The sequence below is a fragment of the Roseateles chitinivorans genome (assembly GCF_050632235.1).
Taxonomy (GTDB): domain Bacteria; phylum Pseudomonadota; class Gammaproteobacteria; order Burkholderiales; family Burkholderiaceae_C; genus Roseateles; species Roseateles chitinivorans_A.
This window is the reverse complement of record NZ_CP192584.1, coordinates 183045-197695: the sequence shown is the minus strand read 5'-3', so window position 1 is coordinate 197695 and position 14651 is coordinate 183045. Positions and strand designations below refer to the sequence as shown.

Annotated in this window: 13 protein-coding genes and 1 pseudogene; 2 read left to right on the top strand and 12 right to left on the bottom strand. The window is 71.8% G+C overall.

The window, feature by feature from the left end:
• Positions 1 to 86: 86 nt before the first annotated feature.
• Both ACQ859_RS00780 and ACQ859_RS00775 read right to left on the bottom strand, forming a co-directional pair.
• Complete coding sequence (locus ACQ859_RS00780) at positions 87 to 839, bottom strand: zf-HC2 domain-containing protein (protein WP_431264191.1); 753 nt, start codon at positions 837 to 839, stop codon at positions 87 to 89.
• A gap of 67 nt (positions 840 to 906) precedes the next feature.
• A pseudogene (locus ACQ859_RS00775) lies at positions 907 to 1458 on the bottom strand (RNA polymerase sigma factor); the annotation flags it as partial.
• Positions 1459 to 1488: 30 nt separating this feature from the next.
• On the opposite strand from ACQ859_RS00775, the gene ACQ859_RS00770 reads away from it, so the two are divergent.
• Positions 1489 to 2235 (top strand): hypothetical protein, encoded by a 747-nt coding sequence (locus ACQ859_RS00770; protein WP_431264190.1) that lies wholly within the window; start codon positions 1489 to 1491, stop codon positions 2233 to 2235.
• A gap of 12 nt (positions 2236 to 2247) precedes the next feature.
• On the opposite strand, the gene trxB is transcribed toward ACQ859_RS00770, so the two are convergent.
• From trxB to ribA, 9 genes are all read right to left on the bottom strand, one after another.
• On the bottom strand, positions 2248 to 3207 hold the full coding sequence (gene trxB / locus ACQ859_RS00765; protein WP_431264189.1) for a thioredoxin-disulfide reductase: 960 nt from the start codon (positions 3205 to 3207) through the stop codon (positions 2248 to 2250).
• Positions 3208 to 3236: 29 nt separating this feature from the next.
• Positions 3237 to 5189, bottom strand: a complete 1953-nt coding sequence (dsbD, locus tag ACQ859_RS00760) for a protein-disulfide reductase DsbD (protein ID WP_431264188.1) — start codon at positions 5187 to 5189, stop codon at positions 3237 to 3239.
• Positions 5186 to 6112, bottom strand: coding sequence for an FAD:protein FMN transferase (locus ACQ859_RS00755; protein ID WP_431264187.1), 927 nt, complete (start codon positions 6110 to 6112; stop codon positions 5186 to 5188). Before ACQ859_RS00755 ends, dsbD begins: the two co-directional genes overlap by 4 nt.
• 32 nt (positions 6113 to 6144) lie before the next feature.
• A complete protein-coding gene (locus ACQ859_RS00750; RefSeq protein WP_431264186.1) occupies positions 6145 to 7317 on the bottom strand; it encodes a DUF3570 domain-containing protein in 1173 nt (390 codons plus the stop codon).
• Positions 7318 to 7324: 7 nt separating this feature from the next.
• Entirely contained in the window at positions 7325 to 7567 is a 243-nt protein-coding gene (locus ACQ859_RS00745; protein ID WP_431264185.1) for a DUF4266 domain-containing protein, read from the bottom strand.
• An 11-nt stretch (positions 7568 to 7578) separates the two neighbouring features.
• On the bottom strand, positions 7579 to 10143 hold the full coding sequence (locus ACQ859_RS00740) for a choice-of-anchor D domain-containing protein (RefSeq protein WP_431264184.1): 2565 nt from the start codon (positions 10141 to 10143) through the stop codon (positions 7579 to 7581).
• 13 nt (positions 10144 to 10156) lie between these two features.
• A complete protein-coding gene (locus ACQ859_RS00735) occupies positions 10157 to 10621 on the bottom strand; it encodes a CPBP family glutamic-type intramembrane protease (protein WP_431264183.1) in 465 nt (154 codons plus the stop codon).
• A 128-nt stretch (positions 10622 to 10749) separates the two neighbouring features.
• Entirely contained in the window at positions 10750 to 11271 is a 522-nt protein-coding gene (locus ACQ859_RS00730) for a hemerythrin domain-containing protein (RefSeq protein WP_431264182.1), read from the bottom strand.
• 62 nt (positions 11272 to 11333) lie between these two features.
• Entirely contained in the window at positions 11334 to 11957 is a 624-nt protein-coding gene (ribA, locus tag ACQ859_RS00725) for a GTP cyclohydrolase II (protein WP_431260197.1), read from the bottom strand.
• A gap of 229 nt (positions 11958 to 12186) precedes the next feature.
• On the opposite strand from ribA, the gene ACQ859_RS00720 reads away from it, so the two are divergent.
• Entirely contained in the window at positions 12187 to 13923 is a 1737-nt protein-coding gene (locus ACQ859_RS00720) for a M14 family metallopeptidase (RefSeq protein WP_431264181.1), read from the top strand.
• 14 nt (positions 13924 to 13937) lie between these two features.
• On the opposite strand, the gene ypfH is transcribed toward ACQ859_RS00720, so the two are convergent.
• Positions 13938 to 14639, bottom strand: a complete 702-nt coding sequence (gene ypfH, locus ACQ859_RS00715; RefSeq protein WP_431264180.1) for an esterase — start codon at positions 14637 to 14639, stop codon at positions 13938 to 13940.
• Positions 14640 to 14651: the final 12 nt, after the last annotated feature.

The following is a 14651-nucleotide window of genomic DNA, read 5'->3' as shown; positions in this document are numbered from 1 at the left end:
CGAGAGGGCAGGGGTGAGGGCCAGCGCACGCGGCCGTCGAGGAGACTCCCCAAAGTCCTGGCAACGTGGTCGAAGGCAGGCATCGCTCAGCGCCCCGGCGCCGCGGCGCCGACCGGCTCGGCGAGCAGCACGCCCGGCTCCGCGCGCAGGCGATCGACCATCGCGGGAACGGCCTCGACCGGCGCCGGCTGCAGCGGCGCGAGCAGCAGGCTGCTCGCGTCCTCGTCCGCGCCGACGATCCGCAGTCCGTGGTGCGTCAGCACCTGCCGCAGCCGGCCCATGTCCACGCGCTCCTCGGGCACCAGCCGCACGACCGCGCCCGCGGGCAGCGCGGCCGGCTGGCTCAGCGTCACGTAGTCGGCGGGCGGATGGCCGTCGCTCCACAGGCGCAGGCCGAGCACGCACATCGCCACCGCCTGCACCGCCACCGCCGCCGTCAGCCAGCGCGTCGTGCGCGAGCCGCCGTCGTTGGCGGAGGCGCCGCGCGGCCCTTCGACCGGCGTCACCGGTCCCGCGTCGCGGTCGCGCGCCCACAGCCGTTCCAGGCCGGCCTGGATCGCGGCTTCCTCGGCTTCGCCGCCGGCCGTGCCCGCGGCGCCCGATGGACGCGGCGCGTCCTGCATGCCGCGGTGGATCTGCTGCTGCAGCGCGAGCTCGTCGCGGCAATGGGCGCAGTGCGGCAGGTGTGCCTGCACCAGGCGGCGCTGCTCCGGCGTCGCCGTGCCGGCGACGACCCAGGCGATCGCGTCCCACACCTGGCGGTGCTCGTTGGGTTGACCCATCGCCGGATCGCCTGCGGGAAGTCCGGCGCGGTCGGAGGGGGCATCGTGGGAAGTCATCGGATCGGTCCTTCAGTGCCGCTGGCCGGGGAATCTCGCCGCCCAGCTCGGGCAGCACGTTGCGCAGCCGGACCCGCGCATGGAACATGCGGGCCTTCACGGTGCCGGTGGCGCAATTCATGATGCGGGCGATGTCCTCGCAGGTCTCGCCCAGGTAGTACGCCAGCTCCAGCGTCACCCGCTGTTCCACCGGCAGCGCCGCCAGCCCGCGGGCCACCCAGTCGCGCAGTTCGCGGTCGGCGGCCTCGTTGAACGCGGGCTCGGCCATCGCCAGTTCGGCGTCGCTCACGGCGGAGGCATTGATCTCCTGCGCCGTCACGCCGTCGCGCAGCGCCTTCAGCATGCAGCGGTAGGCGATGCCATGGATCCAGGTCGAGACCCGCGACTCGCCGCGGAAGTTGCCGGCGGTCCGCCACACGATCCACAGCGTGTCGTTGACGACCTCCTCGGCCAGGTCGGGCCGGCCGCAGCTGCGCAGCACGAAGCGCGACAGCCGCGGCTGGCAGTGCCGGTACAGCTGCTCGAAAGCCGACCGGTCGCCGGCCGCGGCGGCCTGCAACCAGGCACGCAGACGCGACTCGGCGGCCGTGTCCGCTTCATTCGGAACAGGTTGAAACATGGGCGACTGATTTCTGCAGAAGTGTCCCTCATGGGTGCCAGAATCGCCGCCGATGGTTGCCGTGCCCCCAAAAATCTCGCTCGAGCCGTCGCCTGGCTGGCGTCGGGCCTCGTCGCGTCGGGGGGCGTCGCCGCGCAGAACTGGGGCGGCACGGTGGCGGTCGTGAGCGAGCGCGTCTCGCGCGGCATCAGCCTGAGCGGCGACCATCCGGGCGCCACGGCCGACCTCTACTACCGCGACGACCGCAACTGGAGCCTGGGCCTCGGCCTGGGCACGATGCGCATGCGCAACGGGGCGAAGGCGGAGGCGATCCTCTCGGCGACCCGCTGGTGGCAGATCGACGACCGCCGCGTCGTCACGCTGTCCGGCGCCCACTACGCCTATGCCGGCGGCGGCAACGCGGACCGGCTGCGCTACAGCGAGGTGTCGCTCGGCGGACTCTGGGACGCGGCCGCGTGGGGGCAGTGGGGCGCGACGGTGTCGGTGTCGCCGGACCTGGCCGCATACACCTCGTGGGGCTACCTCGGGCATCGCGGCGCGACCATCGCCGAGCTGACCTGGCACCGCCGCCTGGTGGATGCGCTGGCGGCCGACCTGGGCGGGGGCATGGTCTCCAACTGGGGCCATGGCAGCGGGTCCTACCGCTTCGCCAACGCCGGGCTGTCCTACACCGTCGGGGACTGGCGCTTCAGCGCGTCGCGTCTCTACAGCTCGCTGCCGCAGCGCGGCGACCCGTCGCTGCAGCGCTGGGTCGCCGGCGTGGCCTGGTCGTTCTGAACCCTCCCGCAGTCAGCCTGACTGCTGCTCCAGGAACCGCTGCGCATCCAGCGCCGCCATGCAGCCGGTACCGGCGCTGGTGATGGCCTGGCGATAGATGTGGTCCTGCACGTCGCCGGCGGCGAACACGCCCGGCACGCTGGTCATCGTGAAGAAGCCTTCCGAGCCGCTGCGCGTCAGCACGTAGCCGTCGCGCAGCTCGATCTGCCCGCGGAAGATCTCCGTGTTGGGCTTGTGCCCGATCGCGATGAAACAGCCCTGCAGCTTGATGTCGGTCGTCGTGCCGTCCTGCGTGCGCTTGAGTCGCACGCCGTTCACCCCGCCGGCGTCGCCCAGTACCTCTTCCAAGGTATGGAACACGTGCAGCTCGATCCTGCCGGCCTTGACCTTGTCCATCAGCTTGTCGACCAGGATCGGCTCCGCGCGGAACTTGTCGCGGCGATGGACCAGATGGACCTTGCTGGCGATGTTGGACAGGTACAGCGCCTCCTCGACGGCGGTGTTGCCGCCGCCGACGACGCAGACTTCCTGCCCGCGATAGAAGAAGCCGTCGCAGGTCGCGCAGGCGCTGACACCGCGGCCCATGAACGCCGCTTCGGAGGGCAGGCCCAGGTACTGCGCCGACGCGCCGGTGGCGAGGATCACCGCGTCGGCGGTGTAGACCGCGTTGTCACCCGTGAGCGTGAACGGACGCCTGGAAAAGTCGACGCTGTTGATGTGGTCGAAGACGATCTCGGTCTGGAAACGTTCAGCGTGCTGCTGGAAGCGCTGCATCAGTTCCGGGCCCTGCACGCCCATCACGTCGGCGGGCCAGTTGTCGACCTCGGTCGTGGTCATCAGCTGACCGCCTTGCGCGATGCCGGTGACGAGCAGCGGCTTCAGGTTGGCGCGCGCGGCGTAGAGCGCGGCGGTGTAGCCGGCAGGGCCCGAGCCGAGGATCAGCAGGGCGGTGTGTCGTTGGGGGAGGCTCATGTCGGTTCTGCTTGGCGTTTCGTCACGGATCACAGCTTGGCGCGGTCCAGGCGCTGGGCGAATTCGTCGGCCGGCAGGAAGCCGATCGTGCGGGCGGCGGCGAGTTCCTTCCCCTGCGGGTCGAAGAACAGGATCCCCGGCGGGCCGAACAGCTGGAAGCGCTTGAGCAGCGCCTTCGCCTCGGCGCTGTTGGCGGTCACGTCGGCCTGCAGCAGCCGCGCGTTGCGCAGCCGCGGGGCGATCGCGGGGTCGGAGAAGGTGAGGTGCTCCATCTCCTTGCAGGCGACACACCAGTCGGCGTAGAAGTCCAGCATCACCGGCCGGTCCGACGACGCGAGTGCCGCGTCGAGCTGCGCCACCGTCGTGATGCGCTCGAAGGTCGGCGCCGAGGTGGCGCGCGACGCGGCCTTGGCGCTGGCGAGCGGCAGACCGTCCACCGGGCCCCGCGCCAGATGGCGCAGCGGCATCAGCACGCTGTCGCCGCCGGACAGCGCGCCGCCGATCATCGCGGCGGACCACAGCGCCACCAGCGCGCCGCCGGCCTTGAGGGCGCGCGGCCGGCCGGCCTCGAACGCACCCAGGCAGATCGCCGCGACCAGCGCCACCGCGCCGATCAGGAACATCAGCGCGCCGGTCGGCAGCACAGGCGAGACCAGCCACAGCGCGACCGCGATCAGCAGCAGGCCGAAGAAGGTCTTCACATGCTCCATCCAGCGGCCCGCGCGCGGCAGCAGCGTGCCGGCGGACAGCCCGAGCAGCAGCAGCGGCACGCTCATGCCGCAGGCCAGCGCGAACAGCGCCGAGCCGCCCAGCACCACGTCGCGGGTCTGGCTGATGTAGACGAGCGCGCCGGCCAGCGGCGCCGCGACGCAGGGCCCCACCAGCAGCGCCGACAGCCCGCCCATCAGGAACACGCCGACATGCCGGCCGCCCTTGATGCGGTTGGACGCGTTGTTGACGCGGTCCTGGATGAAGCCCGGCATCTGGAATTCCCAGACGCCGAACATCGACAGCGCCAGCACCGACAGCAGCAGCGCGAAGCTGCCCAGCACCCAGGGGTTCTGCAGCGCGGCGGCGAAGCCCGAGCCGAGCAGGCCGGCGACGACACCGGCGCTGGTGTAGACCATCGCCATGCCCAGCGAGTACGCGACGGCCAGCGAGAAGCCGCGCGCCCGCGAGACCGGCGCGCCCTGGCCGACGATGATCGACGACAGGATGGGGAGCATCGGCAGCACGCAGGGCGTGAACGAGAGCAGCAGGCCGCCGAGCAGGAACATGCCGACGACACGCAGCAGGCTGCCGGACTGGAGCGCGGCGGCGCTGCTGTCGACGGGGGCCTGGTCGGCGGCGGAGGCCCCGGCCGTCGAGGACGACGACGGCGTCGCGGTGGTGCTCGCGGACGTCGACGCGGCCGGGGTTCCGGATCCCGTCGGCGCCGCGTCCTCGATCGGCGCGGACAGCGCGTCCGGCTGCGCCTCCCAGCGCGCCTTCAACAATCCGTCGCCGCCTCGTTCCAGATGCACCAGCGCCTGCTGCGGCGGATAGCAGAGTCCGCGATCCGCGCAGCCCTGGTAGCGCACCGTCAGCGTCTGCGGCACGACGCCCTGCGGCAGCGGCTGCACGACGCGGACGGCGTCGGCCCACAGCGTCATCGTCTTGTTGAAGTTGGGATCGAAGACTGCCTTGCCGGCCGGCAGCCCCGGCGCGGGCAACGCGGCGCCGTCGGCCTCGATGGCGAAGCGCTCGCGGTACAGGTGGTAGCCGGCGGCGATGTCGAATTCGACGACCACCGCGGACGTGGCTGCAGCGCCTGAGCCGCCCGCGCCCTCCGCAGGCGCTTCGATGCGAGCGCGTCCCGGGAACGCCTGGGTGGGTTCCAGGAACGCGGGTTGATCGATCGCCGCGCGGGCGGGTCCCGGGGCGGTGACGGCCAGCGCGAACGCGGCCGCCGCACCGGCGAGGAAGGTGGCGAGGAGTCTCATGGCGAGGTCGGAAGTGGGATCAGTTGGTCGGGGTCGTGCGTGCGGACCTGGCCGTCGGCATCGACGAGCAGGAATCCGACGCCCGGCGTGTTCAGGCGCGAGGGCGCGTCGGCGCCGATCAGCATGGCCATCGTGGCCAGCGCGCCGGCCGCGACGCACAGCGGCGCGATGACGCTGACCGCCTGCCAGTGGCGGACCGGCTGCCCGCTGCGCGGATCGAGGATGTGGCAGCAGCGCCGGCCGTCGGGGGTGATGAAGAAGCGCTCGTAGTCGCCGCTGGTGGCGAGCGCGCCGTCGGCCAGCGGGATGCGGGCGCAGACCTCGTCCTCGCGGCGGGGATGGCGGATCGCGAAGACCCAGGGCTCGCCGTCCGGCCGCGGACCGATGACGCGGATGTCGCCGCCGAGGTTGACGAAGCCGTGGCGCACGCCGAGCCCGCGCAGCGCGGCGACGGCACGATCGGCGGCGTACTCCTTGCCGATGCCGCCGAAGTCGATCTCCATGCCCGCCTGCGGCAGCGCGATGGCGCGCCCGTCCCATTGCACGCGGTGCCAGCCGATGCGCTGCCGCAGCAGCGCCAGCGCGTCAGGCGCGGGCTCGCGGCCGGCCTTGAAGTCCCAGGCGCGGCGCAGGCAGCCGCTGGTGATGTCGAAGAGGCCGTCGCTCTGCCGATGCAGCTCGGCCGCGAAGTTCAGCAGCTGCGCCGTCTCCTCGTCGACGGCGACGGCATTGCGGCCGGCCCGCGCATTGATCGCGGAGATCACGCTGTCGTCGCGATAACGCGAGTACTTGCGCTCGATGCGGCGCACCTCGGCCTCGACGGCCTCGCTGGCGTCGGCGGCCAGGTCCGCCGCCACGCCGCCGAGCACGACCTCGTTGGGCGAGGCCATCGCGGTGAAGGCATGGCGGTGGACGGACCACATGGCGCGCTCGTCGGTTCCAGCGGGGCGGTCGGTCAGAACCGGTGGGACAGGCCGACCTGCAGCCAGTCGGCCTGGAAGCGGTCCAGCCCCGGCGAGCCGCTGCCGCCCAGGCGCCAGGCGGCGCGCTGTTCGTAGTGCTCGAGGCTGAGGTCGGCGGTCCAGCGGGGCGCGATCTCGTAGGCGACCTTCATGCCGACGGTGATCGCGCCGAACGCGGACAGCCGCTGGTCCGGGGACAGGTATTGCGGCGAGGTCGCCGTGTAGCCCGGCGGCAGCGGCGCGCCGAGCGCGGCGTCGTAGACCGGGTCGTAATAGAACTTCGCGGCCCGCTGCGTCGTGTAGCGCAGCGACGGCGTCAGCGTCCATCCGCCGGACAGCGGCTGCACCCACGCCGTCTCCAGCGTGTTGGCGCGCACGCCGAAGCTGTCGGCGTAGTAGCGCCAGCTGCTGCGCAGCGTCGCCTTCCAGTCGGTGAAGTGGTGGTTCCAGCGCGTCATCAGCGTGTACTGCTCGCGGCGGTCGGGGCGACGGTCCGGGAACTTGTACGGGTCCGAGTACATGCCGTGGCCCCAGCTCGCGCCGAGGCTGAGCTGCACCAGGTCCACCGCCGTCCAGGCCTGCGTCACGCCGGCGGTCAGCTGCGTCGTGTTCCGGCCGCGGCTGAGCGTCGGGTCGTCGGAGGAGCCGATCCAGTCGTCGCTGAAGGCGGCGCCGATGTTCCAGGTGGTGTTGTTGTCCTCGCTGGAACGGCGATAGCCGGCGGAGACGGTGCGCGAGCGGTAGTCATGCTCGGTCGAATACGCGGCGCCGAGCGACCACGCATCGCGGTCGTTGTAGCGGGTGACCTGGATGTCGCCGGCCTTGCGGGTCTCGTCGAGCCGCGAGGCGCCGGAGACCGCGCTGTGATAACGCGGCGAGGCGCCGGAGACGCTGTCGTTCACCAGCGAGCCCTCGACGGACCAGCGGCCCGCGACCGGCACCATCAGGTAGACCGACGGCGCCGTGACCTTGATCCGGTCGAAGCCCGGCTGGCGGTCGCGGTAGTGCAGCAGCTTGACGGACATCTCGGCCTGCTCGGGCGGGGTCTCGGCGAGCGCCGGAGCCTGCAGACCCGGGAGCAGCAGCGCGGCGGCGAGCACGCCACCCCAGGCGCCGCGGTGGCTGCCGGCGTCCTGAGGGGTGGCCAGGCGGTCGTCCGTGGTCATGTCGTGCTCAGTTGCAGCCACAGCCACCTCCTCCCACGCCGTTGCCGCCGGAGGCGTTTTCCTTGCTCGTGTAGATGTGCTGCGCGAAGCGGTCGCCGAGGACGTCGCCGCCCATCGTCATCTCGGGACGGGCGAGCGCGCCCTTCTCCCAGGCTTGGGGAGGCTGCATCGCGCAGCCGGTGCTGGCGAGCGCGACCAGCGCGGCGATCGCGGCCGGCGCGCGGCGGCGCCAGGAGGAAGTCAGGGACATCGGAATCTCCTTCAAGAGGTCTTCAGCGCGGCGGCGATGCGGGCTTCAAGTTCAGCCTCGTCCTCGGCGCGGAAACCGCTGTGCTGCATCAGCACGCGTCCGTCGGGGCCCAGCAGCACGGAGCTCGGCATCGTCCGCACGCCGACACGGCGGGCCGAGTCGCCCTTCGGGTCGAAACCCAGCGAGACGTTGGCGGGCACTTCCTTGAGGAAGGCCTGGGCATCCGCGCGGCTCGCGTCCAGGTTCACGGCGACGATGCGCAGGCCCTGCGCGCCGTACTTGGCCTGCATGCGGTTCATCCACGGGAAGGACTGGCGGCACGGGCCGCACCAGGAGGCCCAGAAGTCGACGTAGGTCACCTTGGCCCTGCCGTCGTGCAAAGGGACCGGCGCACCGTCGGCGCTCGGGACGTTCGCGACGGGGAGCGGCTGGCCGACATCGACCGCCGATGCATCCATCGGCGTGAGCGCCAGCGTCGTTGCCAGGCCGACAGCGGTCAGCGCGAGGGGCGCCGCGCTGGCGCTGCGGCGACGCCACAGGATCAGCGCAGAGAGGCCCGCCATCACCAGCAGCAACGGATCCGCCGCGCCGGTGCCGGCACCGATCGTGCAACCGCCGCCGCCGCTGTTCGACGCTTCCGTGCTGCCCGGCGCACCGCGCAGCGCGACCGTCGCCGTGGCGGGCGTCATGTCGCCCTGCAGCGTGAGCGTGCCGGTGTCCGTGCCCGTGGGCGCAGAGGCGGCCGCGGCGGCGCCCAGCCAGCGCAGCGTGACCTGGCAGTTCGCGCCGGGCTGCACGGTGAAGGGCGCGGCGCCGCAGGCGTTGGTGCCGGTGGTGGCTATCGAGAAACGGGCGCTGTCCACGCTCAGCGCGCTGACGTGCAGCACGCCGGGGCCGCTGTTGGTCAGCGTCAGCGGTCGGCCGTTGGTGTCCGCAGGGCCGAAGTCCAGCGAGGTGGCCGACAGCTGCAGCGCCGGTTGCGGCGGTGCGAGGCCGACGCCGGCCAGCGTCAGCGGCGCGGGCAGGGAGGCGTTGTCGGCAACGACCGCGGCCGTGGCGGCGCGGGCACCGACGCCGCGCGGGCTGAAGCCGATGGCGAGATCGCAGTCGGCGCCGACCGCCAGCGAGGCGCCGGCGGCGCAGGTGGAGGTCGTGTCGACGCGGTAGTCGGCGGCGGCCTCGCCGGCGAGCGCGAAGCTGCCCAGCGTGGCGGCGACGTCGCCGGTGTTGCTCAGCGTGAAGTGCTTGAGGCCACCGTCCGCGCCCATCGTGACGGTGCCGAAGTCGGCGCTGGTCGCGGCGGTCCAGACCAGGATCGGCGTGTTGGTGAGCACGCCGGTCCCGCCCAGCGCGACAGTCTGCGGGGAGGCGGCCGCGTTGCTGGTCAGGCTCAGGGTGCCGGTGGCCGCGCCGGCGCCGGCCGGGGCGAAGCGGACCGCGACGGCGCAGGTGCCGCCGGCGGGCACGCCGCCGCTGCAGGTGTCGGTCGTGGTGAACGGGCCGGTGGCGGCGATGGCGCTGAAGGTGAGTGCGGCGTTGCCGGTGTTGGAGACGGTGATCGTCTGCGCGGCGCTGGTCCGTCCGACGGTCAGGGCGCCGAAGCTGAGCTGCGCGGTCGACAGCGAGGAGACCGGCGTGGGCTGGGCCTGGCCGGTGCCGCTCATGGCGATGTTGACGTTGGCGGTGGCGTTGCCGGCGGTGGGCGCGATCGCCGCGACGGCCAGGGTGGCGGCGCGCGCGCCGGTGGCGGCTGGCGCGAAGGTGGCGGTGACGGTGCAGGTCGCGCCGACGGCCAGCGGCGTGCCGACGGCGCAGCTGCCGCCGCGGGTGAAGTCGGCGGCGTTGGCGCCGGTGACGCCGATGCTGCTGAAGTCGAGCGAGGCGGTGCCGGTGTTGCTCAGCGTGACCGTGCGCGCGGCGGAGGCGCTGGCCAGCGGCTGGTTGCCGAAGTCGAGGGTGCTGGCGTCGGCGGAGAGCACGGCCGTCAGCGTGACATTGCCGGTGCCGGTGAGCGCGATGGGGATGGGCGTGGCGATGCCGTTGTGGCTGATCGTCAGCGCGCCGCTGCGGGCCCCGGCGGCGGTCGGGTGGAAGACGACGCCGACGGTGCAGCTGGTGCCCGCGGGCACGGTCGCGCCGCAGGAGCCGCCCTGCACGGCGAAGTCGCCGCTGGCGACCGCGGAGAGGCTGCCGAGCGCGGCGATGCGGCTGGCGCTGATGGTGATGGTGGAGACCGCGCTCGACTGGCCGACGGCGGTCTGCGCGAAGCTGATGGAGGCGGGCGAGTTGCCGAGGTAGGCGGCGATGTTGGCGATGTCCGCGGCCGAGACGGCCCCGCCGACGCCGCCCATCTGCGGAATCGTGTTGATGGCGTTCTGGATCATCGCCGGGTTGTTGCGGCCGCGGTCGACGACGGCGGTGGAGGCCACCGTGTGGCAGGCGGCGCAGACCTGCGAGAACTTGGACTGGCCGGCGATCGGGTCGGCGGCGAAGGCGGGACCCGCCAGGACCGCGGCCGTGAGGGCGACAGTCGCGACGATCGCGCCGGGAAGGGCGGTGCGCAGGGGAAGGGTCATGGCGGGAGCCTCGTCAGGATGAAGAGAGGGAAGCAGAAACAGAAACAGAAACGGACGCGGTCGACGACAGCGGCGCCCCGGGCGCGGGAGCGGACGTCGACAGGAGGAGCGGCAGCAGCACCGGCGCGGCGAGCAGCCAGCAGGCGTTGAAGCCCGCATGCCAGGCGATGCAGCGGGGCAGTGAGCGGTGTCGCCGGTAGCCGCGGCCGATCCACCAGGCGGGCACGGCGGTGGCGAGCGCCAGCAGCAGCGCGGAAAGCGGCGGCGCGGGCGTGACGATGGCGAGCACGATCGCGTGCGCCGCGCCGAAGGCGAGCGCGGTCAGCACGACGGCATGGCGTCGCGCGGCGGCGGCGCGTGCGGTCGACAGCCGCTCCTGGAGGCCGAGCCGGAAGAGGATCTCTTCGAAGCAGGGCGCGAGCAGGAGCTGCCGGAGTACGACGTCCCAGGGGATCGGGACGGGGAGGAAGAGCGGCATGGGCGCGGCGGAAATTCACGCAGGGGTTCTGCGTAGGTGCCGGCGCGCGGAAGAAAGGTTGCGAACGCGCAGAGGCGTTACGAGTCGGTCACAAAAGGGATCGGGGCCGTCGCCCCGGGGCGAGGCGTTCAGCCGCGTCGCCGGCCGGCCATTTCCTCGCCCATCACCCGCTGCTCGGGGTCAGGTGTTGCCGCCCGGGCCGCCGGATACGCGTCGTGGTCCTCGGCATCGAGGTGACGCCGATAGAGCGTGGCGAAGGCTCGCCAGCGCTCACGCGCGGTGGCGAGCTTGTCGTCGGGCATCGGCCCGTCGAGGATCGCTTCCAGGTCCGGAACGATCGCGGCCCAGCGCGCTTTCATCTCCCGATGGTCGGCCAGCAGACGGTCGGCGAGCTCGCCGTTTCCGTGCTCGCGCAGGCGAGAAAAGACGTGCAGCTCCTCGTCCTCGTGATGCAGCGGCGCGGCGATCGTGAAGTAGCGCAGCACGTCCCTCGCGGCGTCCCGCGCCTGCGCGTCGCCGCCGTGCGTGGCCACATGCGCGCCGAGGCGTTCGAGCAGGTCCAGCGTCCGTGCCATCCGCTCGTGGCACGCGGCCATCAGCGCGAAGGGCTCGTCGAAGCCCGCGGCGGGGGCGGCGTGCAGGAGAGTCATGGATGGACGTCCCGCGTCATTGCCGAGTCACCGCCGGAATGCGCCTGGGCCGCGGTCCCGGATCACTCCAGGTAGTGCCCCATGCGCTTGCGCTTGGTCTCGAGGTAGCGCTCGTTGTGCGGATTCGCCGCGATGCGCAGCGGCACCAGCGCCTCGACCTCGATGCCGCCTTCGACCAGCGCGTCGCGCTTCTGCGGGTTGTTGGTGATCAGCCGGACGCTCTTCACGCCCAGCAGGCACAGGATGTCGATGGCGTCGGCGTAGTCGCGCTCGTCCTCGGCATGGCCCAGGCGCAGGTTGGCGTCGATGGTGTCGACGCCGGCTTCCTGCAGCGCGTAGGCGCGCAGCTTCTCGACCAGGCCGATGCCGCGGCCTTCATGACCGCGCATGTAGATGACGATGCCGCCCTCGTCCTTGAGCAGGTCCAGCGCGCCCTGCAGCTGCGGACCGCAGTCGCAGCGCAGCGACTGGAAGACGTCGCCGGTCAGGCACTCGCTGTGCACGCGCAGCAGGCCGCCGCGCTCCTGCAGCGGACCGACCGACAGCACCAGGTGCTCCGAGCCCGTCGCCGGGCTGCGGAAGGCCCGCGCCTGGAAGTCGCCCAGCGTGGACGGCAGATGCACCACTTCCCACTCGGTCGCCCCTTGCGTCCCCAAGGGGATCTTCTCGCAGTGATTCACAGCCATCTCTCCAGCTTCGCGCCGGCGTCCTCGCGGACCGCCGGGTGGCGTCGTTCATTCGATCGTTCGTTCATGTCGTGCGATGCGCGCCCGTCGGAACGACGGCGCGCACGTGCAAGGCCAGCAATTTAACCCGTCTCAGGGAAAACGCGCTGTCCGGTCGTGGAGAGGCCTCTCGGTCGCCAGGGCGTGGGCATGCAAAATCGGTCGCACCGATACCGCCCCTGGGACGCCCATGACCGCTCTCCCGCCCGCCGCCGCGCCTGCATCCACCCCGATGCTGCCGACGCCGCGCTTCGACGAATTCCCGCGCTACGAGGCGCTGACGCAACTGCTGTTCAGCTACGCGGAGGCCTGTCCCAACCTGGTGTCGGTGCGCTCGCTCGGCAAGAGCTTCGAGGGCCGCGAGATCTGGGTGCTGATCCTGACCAACACGGCGACCGGCATCGACGTCGAGAAGCCCGCGTTCTGGGTCGACGGCAACATCCACGCCGCGGAGCTCACCGCCTGCACGACCTGCCTGTACTACCTGCACGACCTGCTGAGCAAGTACGGCACCGACCCGCAGGCCACGCACCTGCTGGACACGCGCACGATCTACATGGTGCCGCGCCTGAACCCGGACGGCGCGGAGCTCGCGCTGGCGGACCGGCCGCGTCACATCCGCTCGTCGACGCGGCCGTATCCGTTCGACGAGGAGCCGGTCGAGGGCCTGAGCGTCGAGGACATCGACGGCGACGGCCGCATCCTGACGATGCGCGTCGCCGATCCGCACGGCGGCTACAAGAAGCATGCGGACGATCCGCGCCTGATGGTCCCGCGCCAGCCCGGCGAGTTCGGCGGCGAGTACTACCGCCTGATGCCCGAGGGGCTGGTCATCAACCACGACGGCTTCAGCATCAAGGTCAACCGCGACAGCGAGGGCCTGGACCTGAACCGGAACTTCCCCGCCGGCTGGCGGCAGGAGTTCGAGCAGGTCGGCGCCGGCCCGTACCCGACCAGCGAGCCCGAGGTGCGCGCGATGGTGGACTTCATGGTGGGCCATCCCAACATCGGCGCGGCGATCAGCTTCCACACGCACAGCGGCGTGATCCTGCGGCCCTGCGGCACGCGCAGCGACGACGAGATGCCGCCGGAGGACCTGTGGGCCTTCCAGCGCTTCTCCAAGCTCGGCGAGCAGCACACCGGTTATCCGGCGGTGAGCATCTGGCACGAGTTCAAGTACCACCCCAAGGAAGTGATCACCGGGACGCAGGACTGGGTGTACGAGCACCTGGGCGCGCTGTTCTGGGTGGTGGAGCTGTGGTCGCCCAACAAGGAAGCCGGCATCACCGGCTACAAGTGGATCGACTGGTTCCGCGACCATCCGGTGGAGGACGACCTCAAGCTGCTGAAGTGGAGCGACGAGCACTGCGGCGGCCAGGCGCACGTCGAGTGGACCTCGTTCATGCATCCGCAGCTGGGCCCGGTGGAGATCGGCGGCTGGGACAAGATGAACTTCTGGCGCAACCCGCCGCCGCACCTGCGCGAGCGCGAGGCGGCGCGCTTCCCGGCGTGGATGAACCAGATCGCGTTGAGCCTGCCGAAGCTGGAGCTGCTGCGCACGGAGGTGCGTGCGCTCGGACCGGACACGTGGCGGGTGCGCATGGCGGTGGGCAACAGCGGCTGGCTGCCGGCCTACGTGACCAAGCAGGCGCTGGCGCGCAAGCAGACGCGCGGCGTGATGTTCGAGATCTTCCTGCCAGTGGATCCGGAGGTCGGGCTGGTCAGCGGCAAGCCGCGCATGGAAGGGCCGCAGCTCGAGGGCCATGCGCCCAAGCAGACGCAGCTCGCCTTCCTGCCGGAGCGCGACATCACCGGCGATCGCGCGTATGGCGAATGGGTCGTGAGAGCGCCGCAGGGCACGCGCCTCAGCCTCGCCGCGTGGGCGGATCGGGCCGGTACCGTGAGGACCGAAGTCACCCTCGATTGACGCGGGTCGTCAGGTCAGTGCCGCGGCTCGTTCTTGTCCTGCTCGGCTGCGGCGATCACGGCCTCGCGCCACAGGCGCGCGGGAATGAAGGTCCTCAGCTGTTCCATCGCGCGCTCGACGAGCGCCGGATGCAACTCATGGCCGATGTTCGGGAGCACGTCCGCCGTGATGTCGGCGCCGAGCGACATCAGCTCGCGGGCCGCGTTCAGCAGCGCGGGGTAGGGCAGTTCGCTGTCGTCCTTGCCGTGCAGCAGATGGATGGAGACATCCTTGGGCGCATGCTGCGGCCAGTAGGCATACGCGCTGCCGAACGCGAGCACGCGACCGGCCAGTGCCTCTTCCTGCTGCAGCGCCTCCAGCGCCAGGATCGCGCCCTGCGAGAAGCCGCCCAGCGCCACCCGTCCCCATTCCAGATCGAGCTTCTCCGCCCAGCCGCGCACCAGCGCGACCAGCGACGGCACGGCCTCGGTCAGGCGCTCCGCCTTGGCCGCGTCGTCGCCCTGCTCGGAGTACCACTGGAAGCCCGCGCCGCCGCCCGGGATGGCGTCGAAGGGCTCGAAGCCCTCGGGCAGCACCAGCGCCGCGCGCGGGTATTGGCGGTGCAGTGCCTCGGCGAGCGGGCGCATCTGTTCGGCGTCGCCGCCGGCACCGTGCAGCAGCACGAACAGCAGGTCGGGGGCTCCGTCCTTGGGGAGCAGCACATGGGCTTGGGTCATGGCCCGATTGTC

What these genes read in the sequence shown, in the direction of transcription:
- ACQ859_RS00780 (WP_431264191.1), bottom strand. Translation starts at nt 839, where the DNA reads ATGACTTCCCACGATGCCCCCTCCGACCGCGCCGGACTTCCCGCAGGC.
- ACQ859_RS00770 (WP_431264190.1), top strand. Translation starts at nt 1,489, where the DNA reads ATGGGTGCCAGAATCGCCGCCGATGGTTGCCGTGCCCCCAAAAATCTC.
- trxB (WP_431264189.1), bottom strand. Translation starts at nt 3,207, where the DNA reads ATGAGCCTCCCCCAACGACACACCGCCCTGCTGATCCTCGGCTCGGGC.
- dsbD (WP_431264188.1), bottom strand. Translation starts at nt 5,189, where the DNA reads ATGAGACTCCTCGCCACCTTCCTCGCCGGTGCGGCGGCCGCGTTCGCG.
- ACQ859_RS00755 (WP_431264187.1), bottom strand. Translation starts at nt 6,112, where the DNA reads ATGTGGTCCGTCCACCGCCATGCCTTCACCGCGATGGCCTCGCCCAAC.
- ACQ859_RS00750 (WP_431264186.1), bottom strand. Translation starts at nt 7,317, where the DNA reads ATGACCACGGACGACCGCCTGGCCACCCCTCAGGACGCCGGCAGCCAC.
- ACQ859_RS00745 (WP_431264185.1), bottom strand. Translation starts at nt 7,567, where the DNA reads ATGTCCCTGACTTCCTCCTGGCGCCGCCGCGCGCCGGCCGCGATCGCC.
- ACQ859_RS00740 (WP_431264184.1), bottom strand. Translation starts at nt 10,143, where the DNA reads ATGACCCTTCCCCTGCGCACCGCCCTTCCCGGCGCGATCGTCGCGACT.
- ACQ859_RS00735 (WP_431264183.1), bottom strand. Translation starts at nt 10,621, where the DNA reads ATGCCGCTCTTCCTCCCCGTCCCGATCCCCTGGGACGTCGTACTCCGG.
- ACQ859_RS00730 (WP_431264182.1), bottom strand. Translation starts at nt 11,271, where the DNA reads ATGACTCTCCTGCACGCCGCCCCCGCCGCGGGCTTCGACGAGCCCTTC.
- ribA (WP_431260197.1), bottom strand. Translation starts at nt 11,957, where the DNA reads ATGGCTGTGAATCACTGCGAGAAGATCCCCTTGGGGACGCAAGGGGCG.
- ACQ859_RS00720 (WP_431264181.1), top strand. Translation starts at nt 12,187, where the DNA reads ATGACCGCTCTCCCGCCCGCCGCCGCGCCTGCATCCACCCCGATGCTG.
- ypfH (WP_431264180.1), bottom strand. Translation starts at nt 14,639, where the DNA reads ATGACCCAAGCCCATGTGCTGCTCCCCAAGGACGGAGCCCCCGACCTG.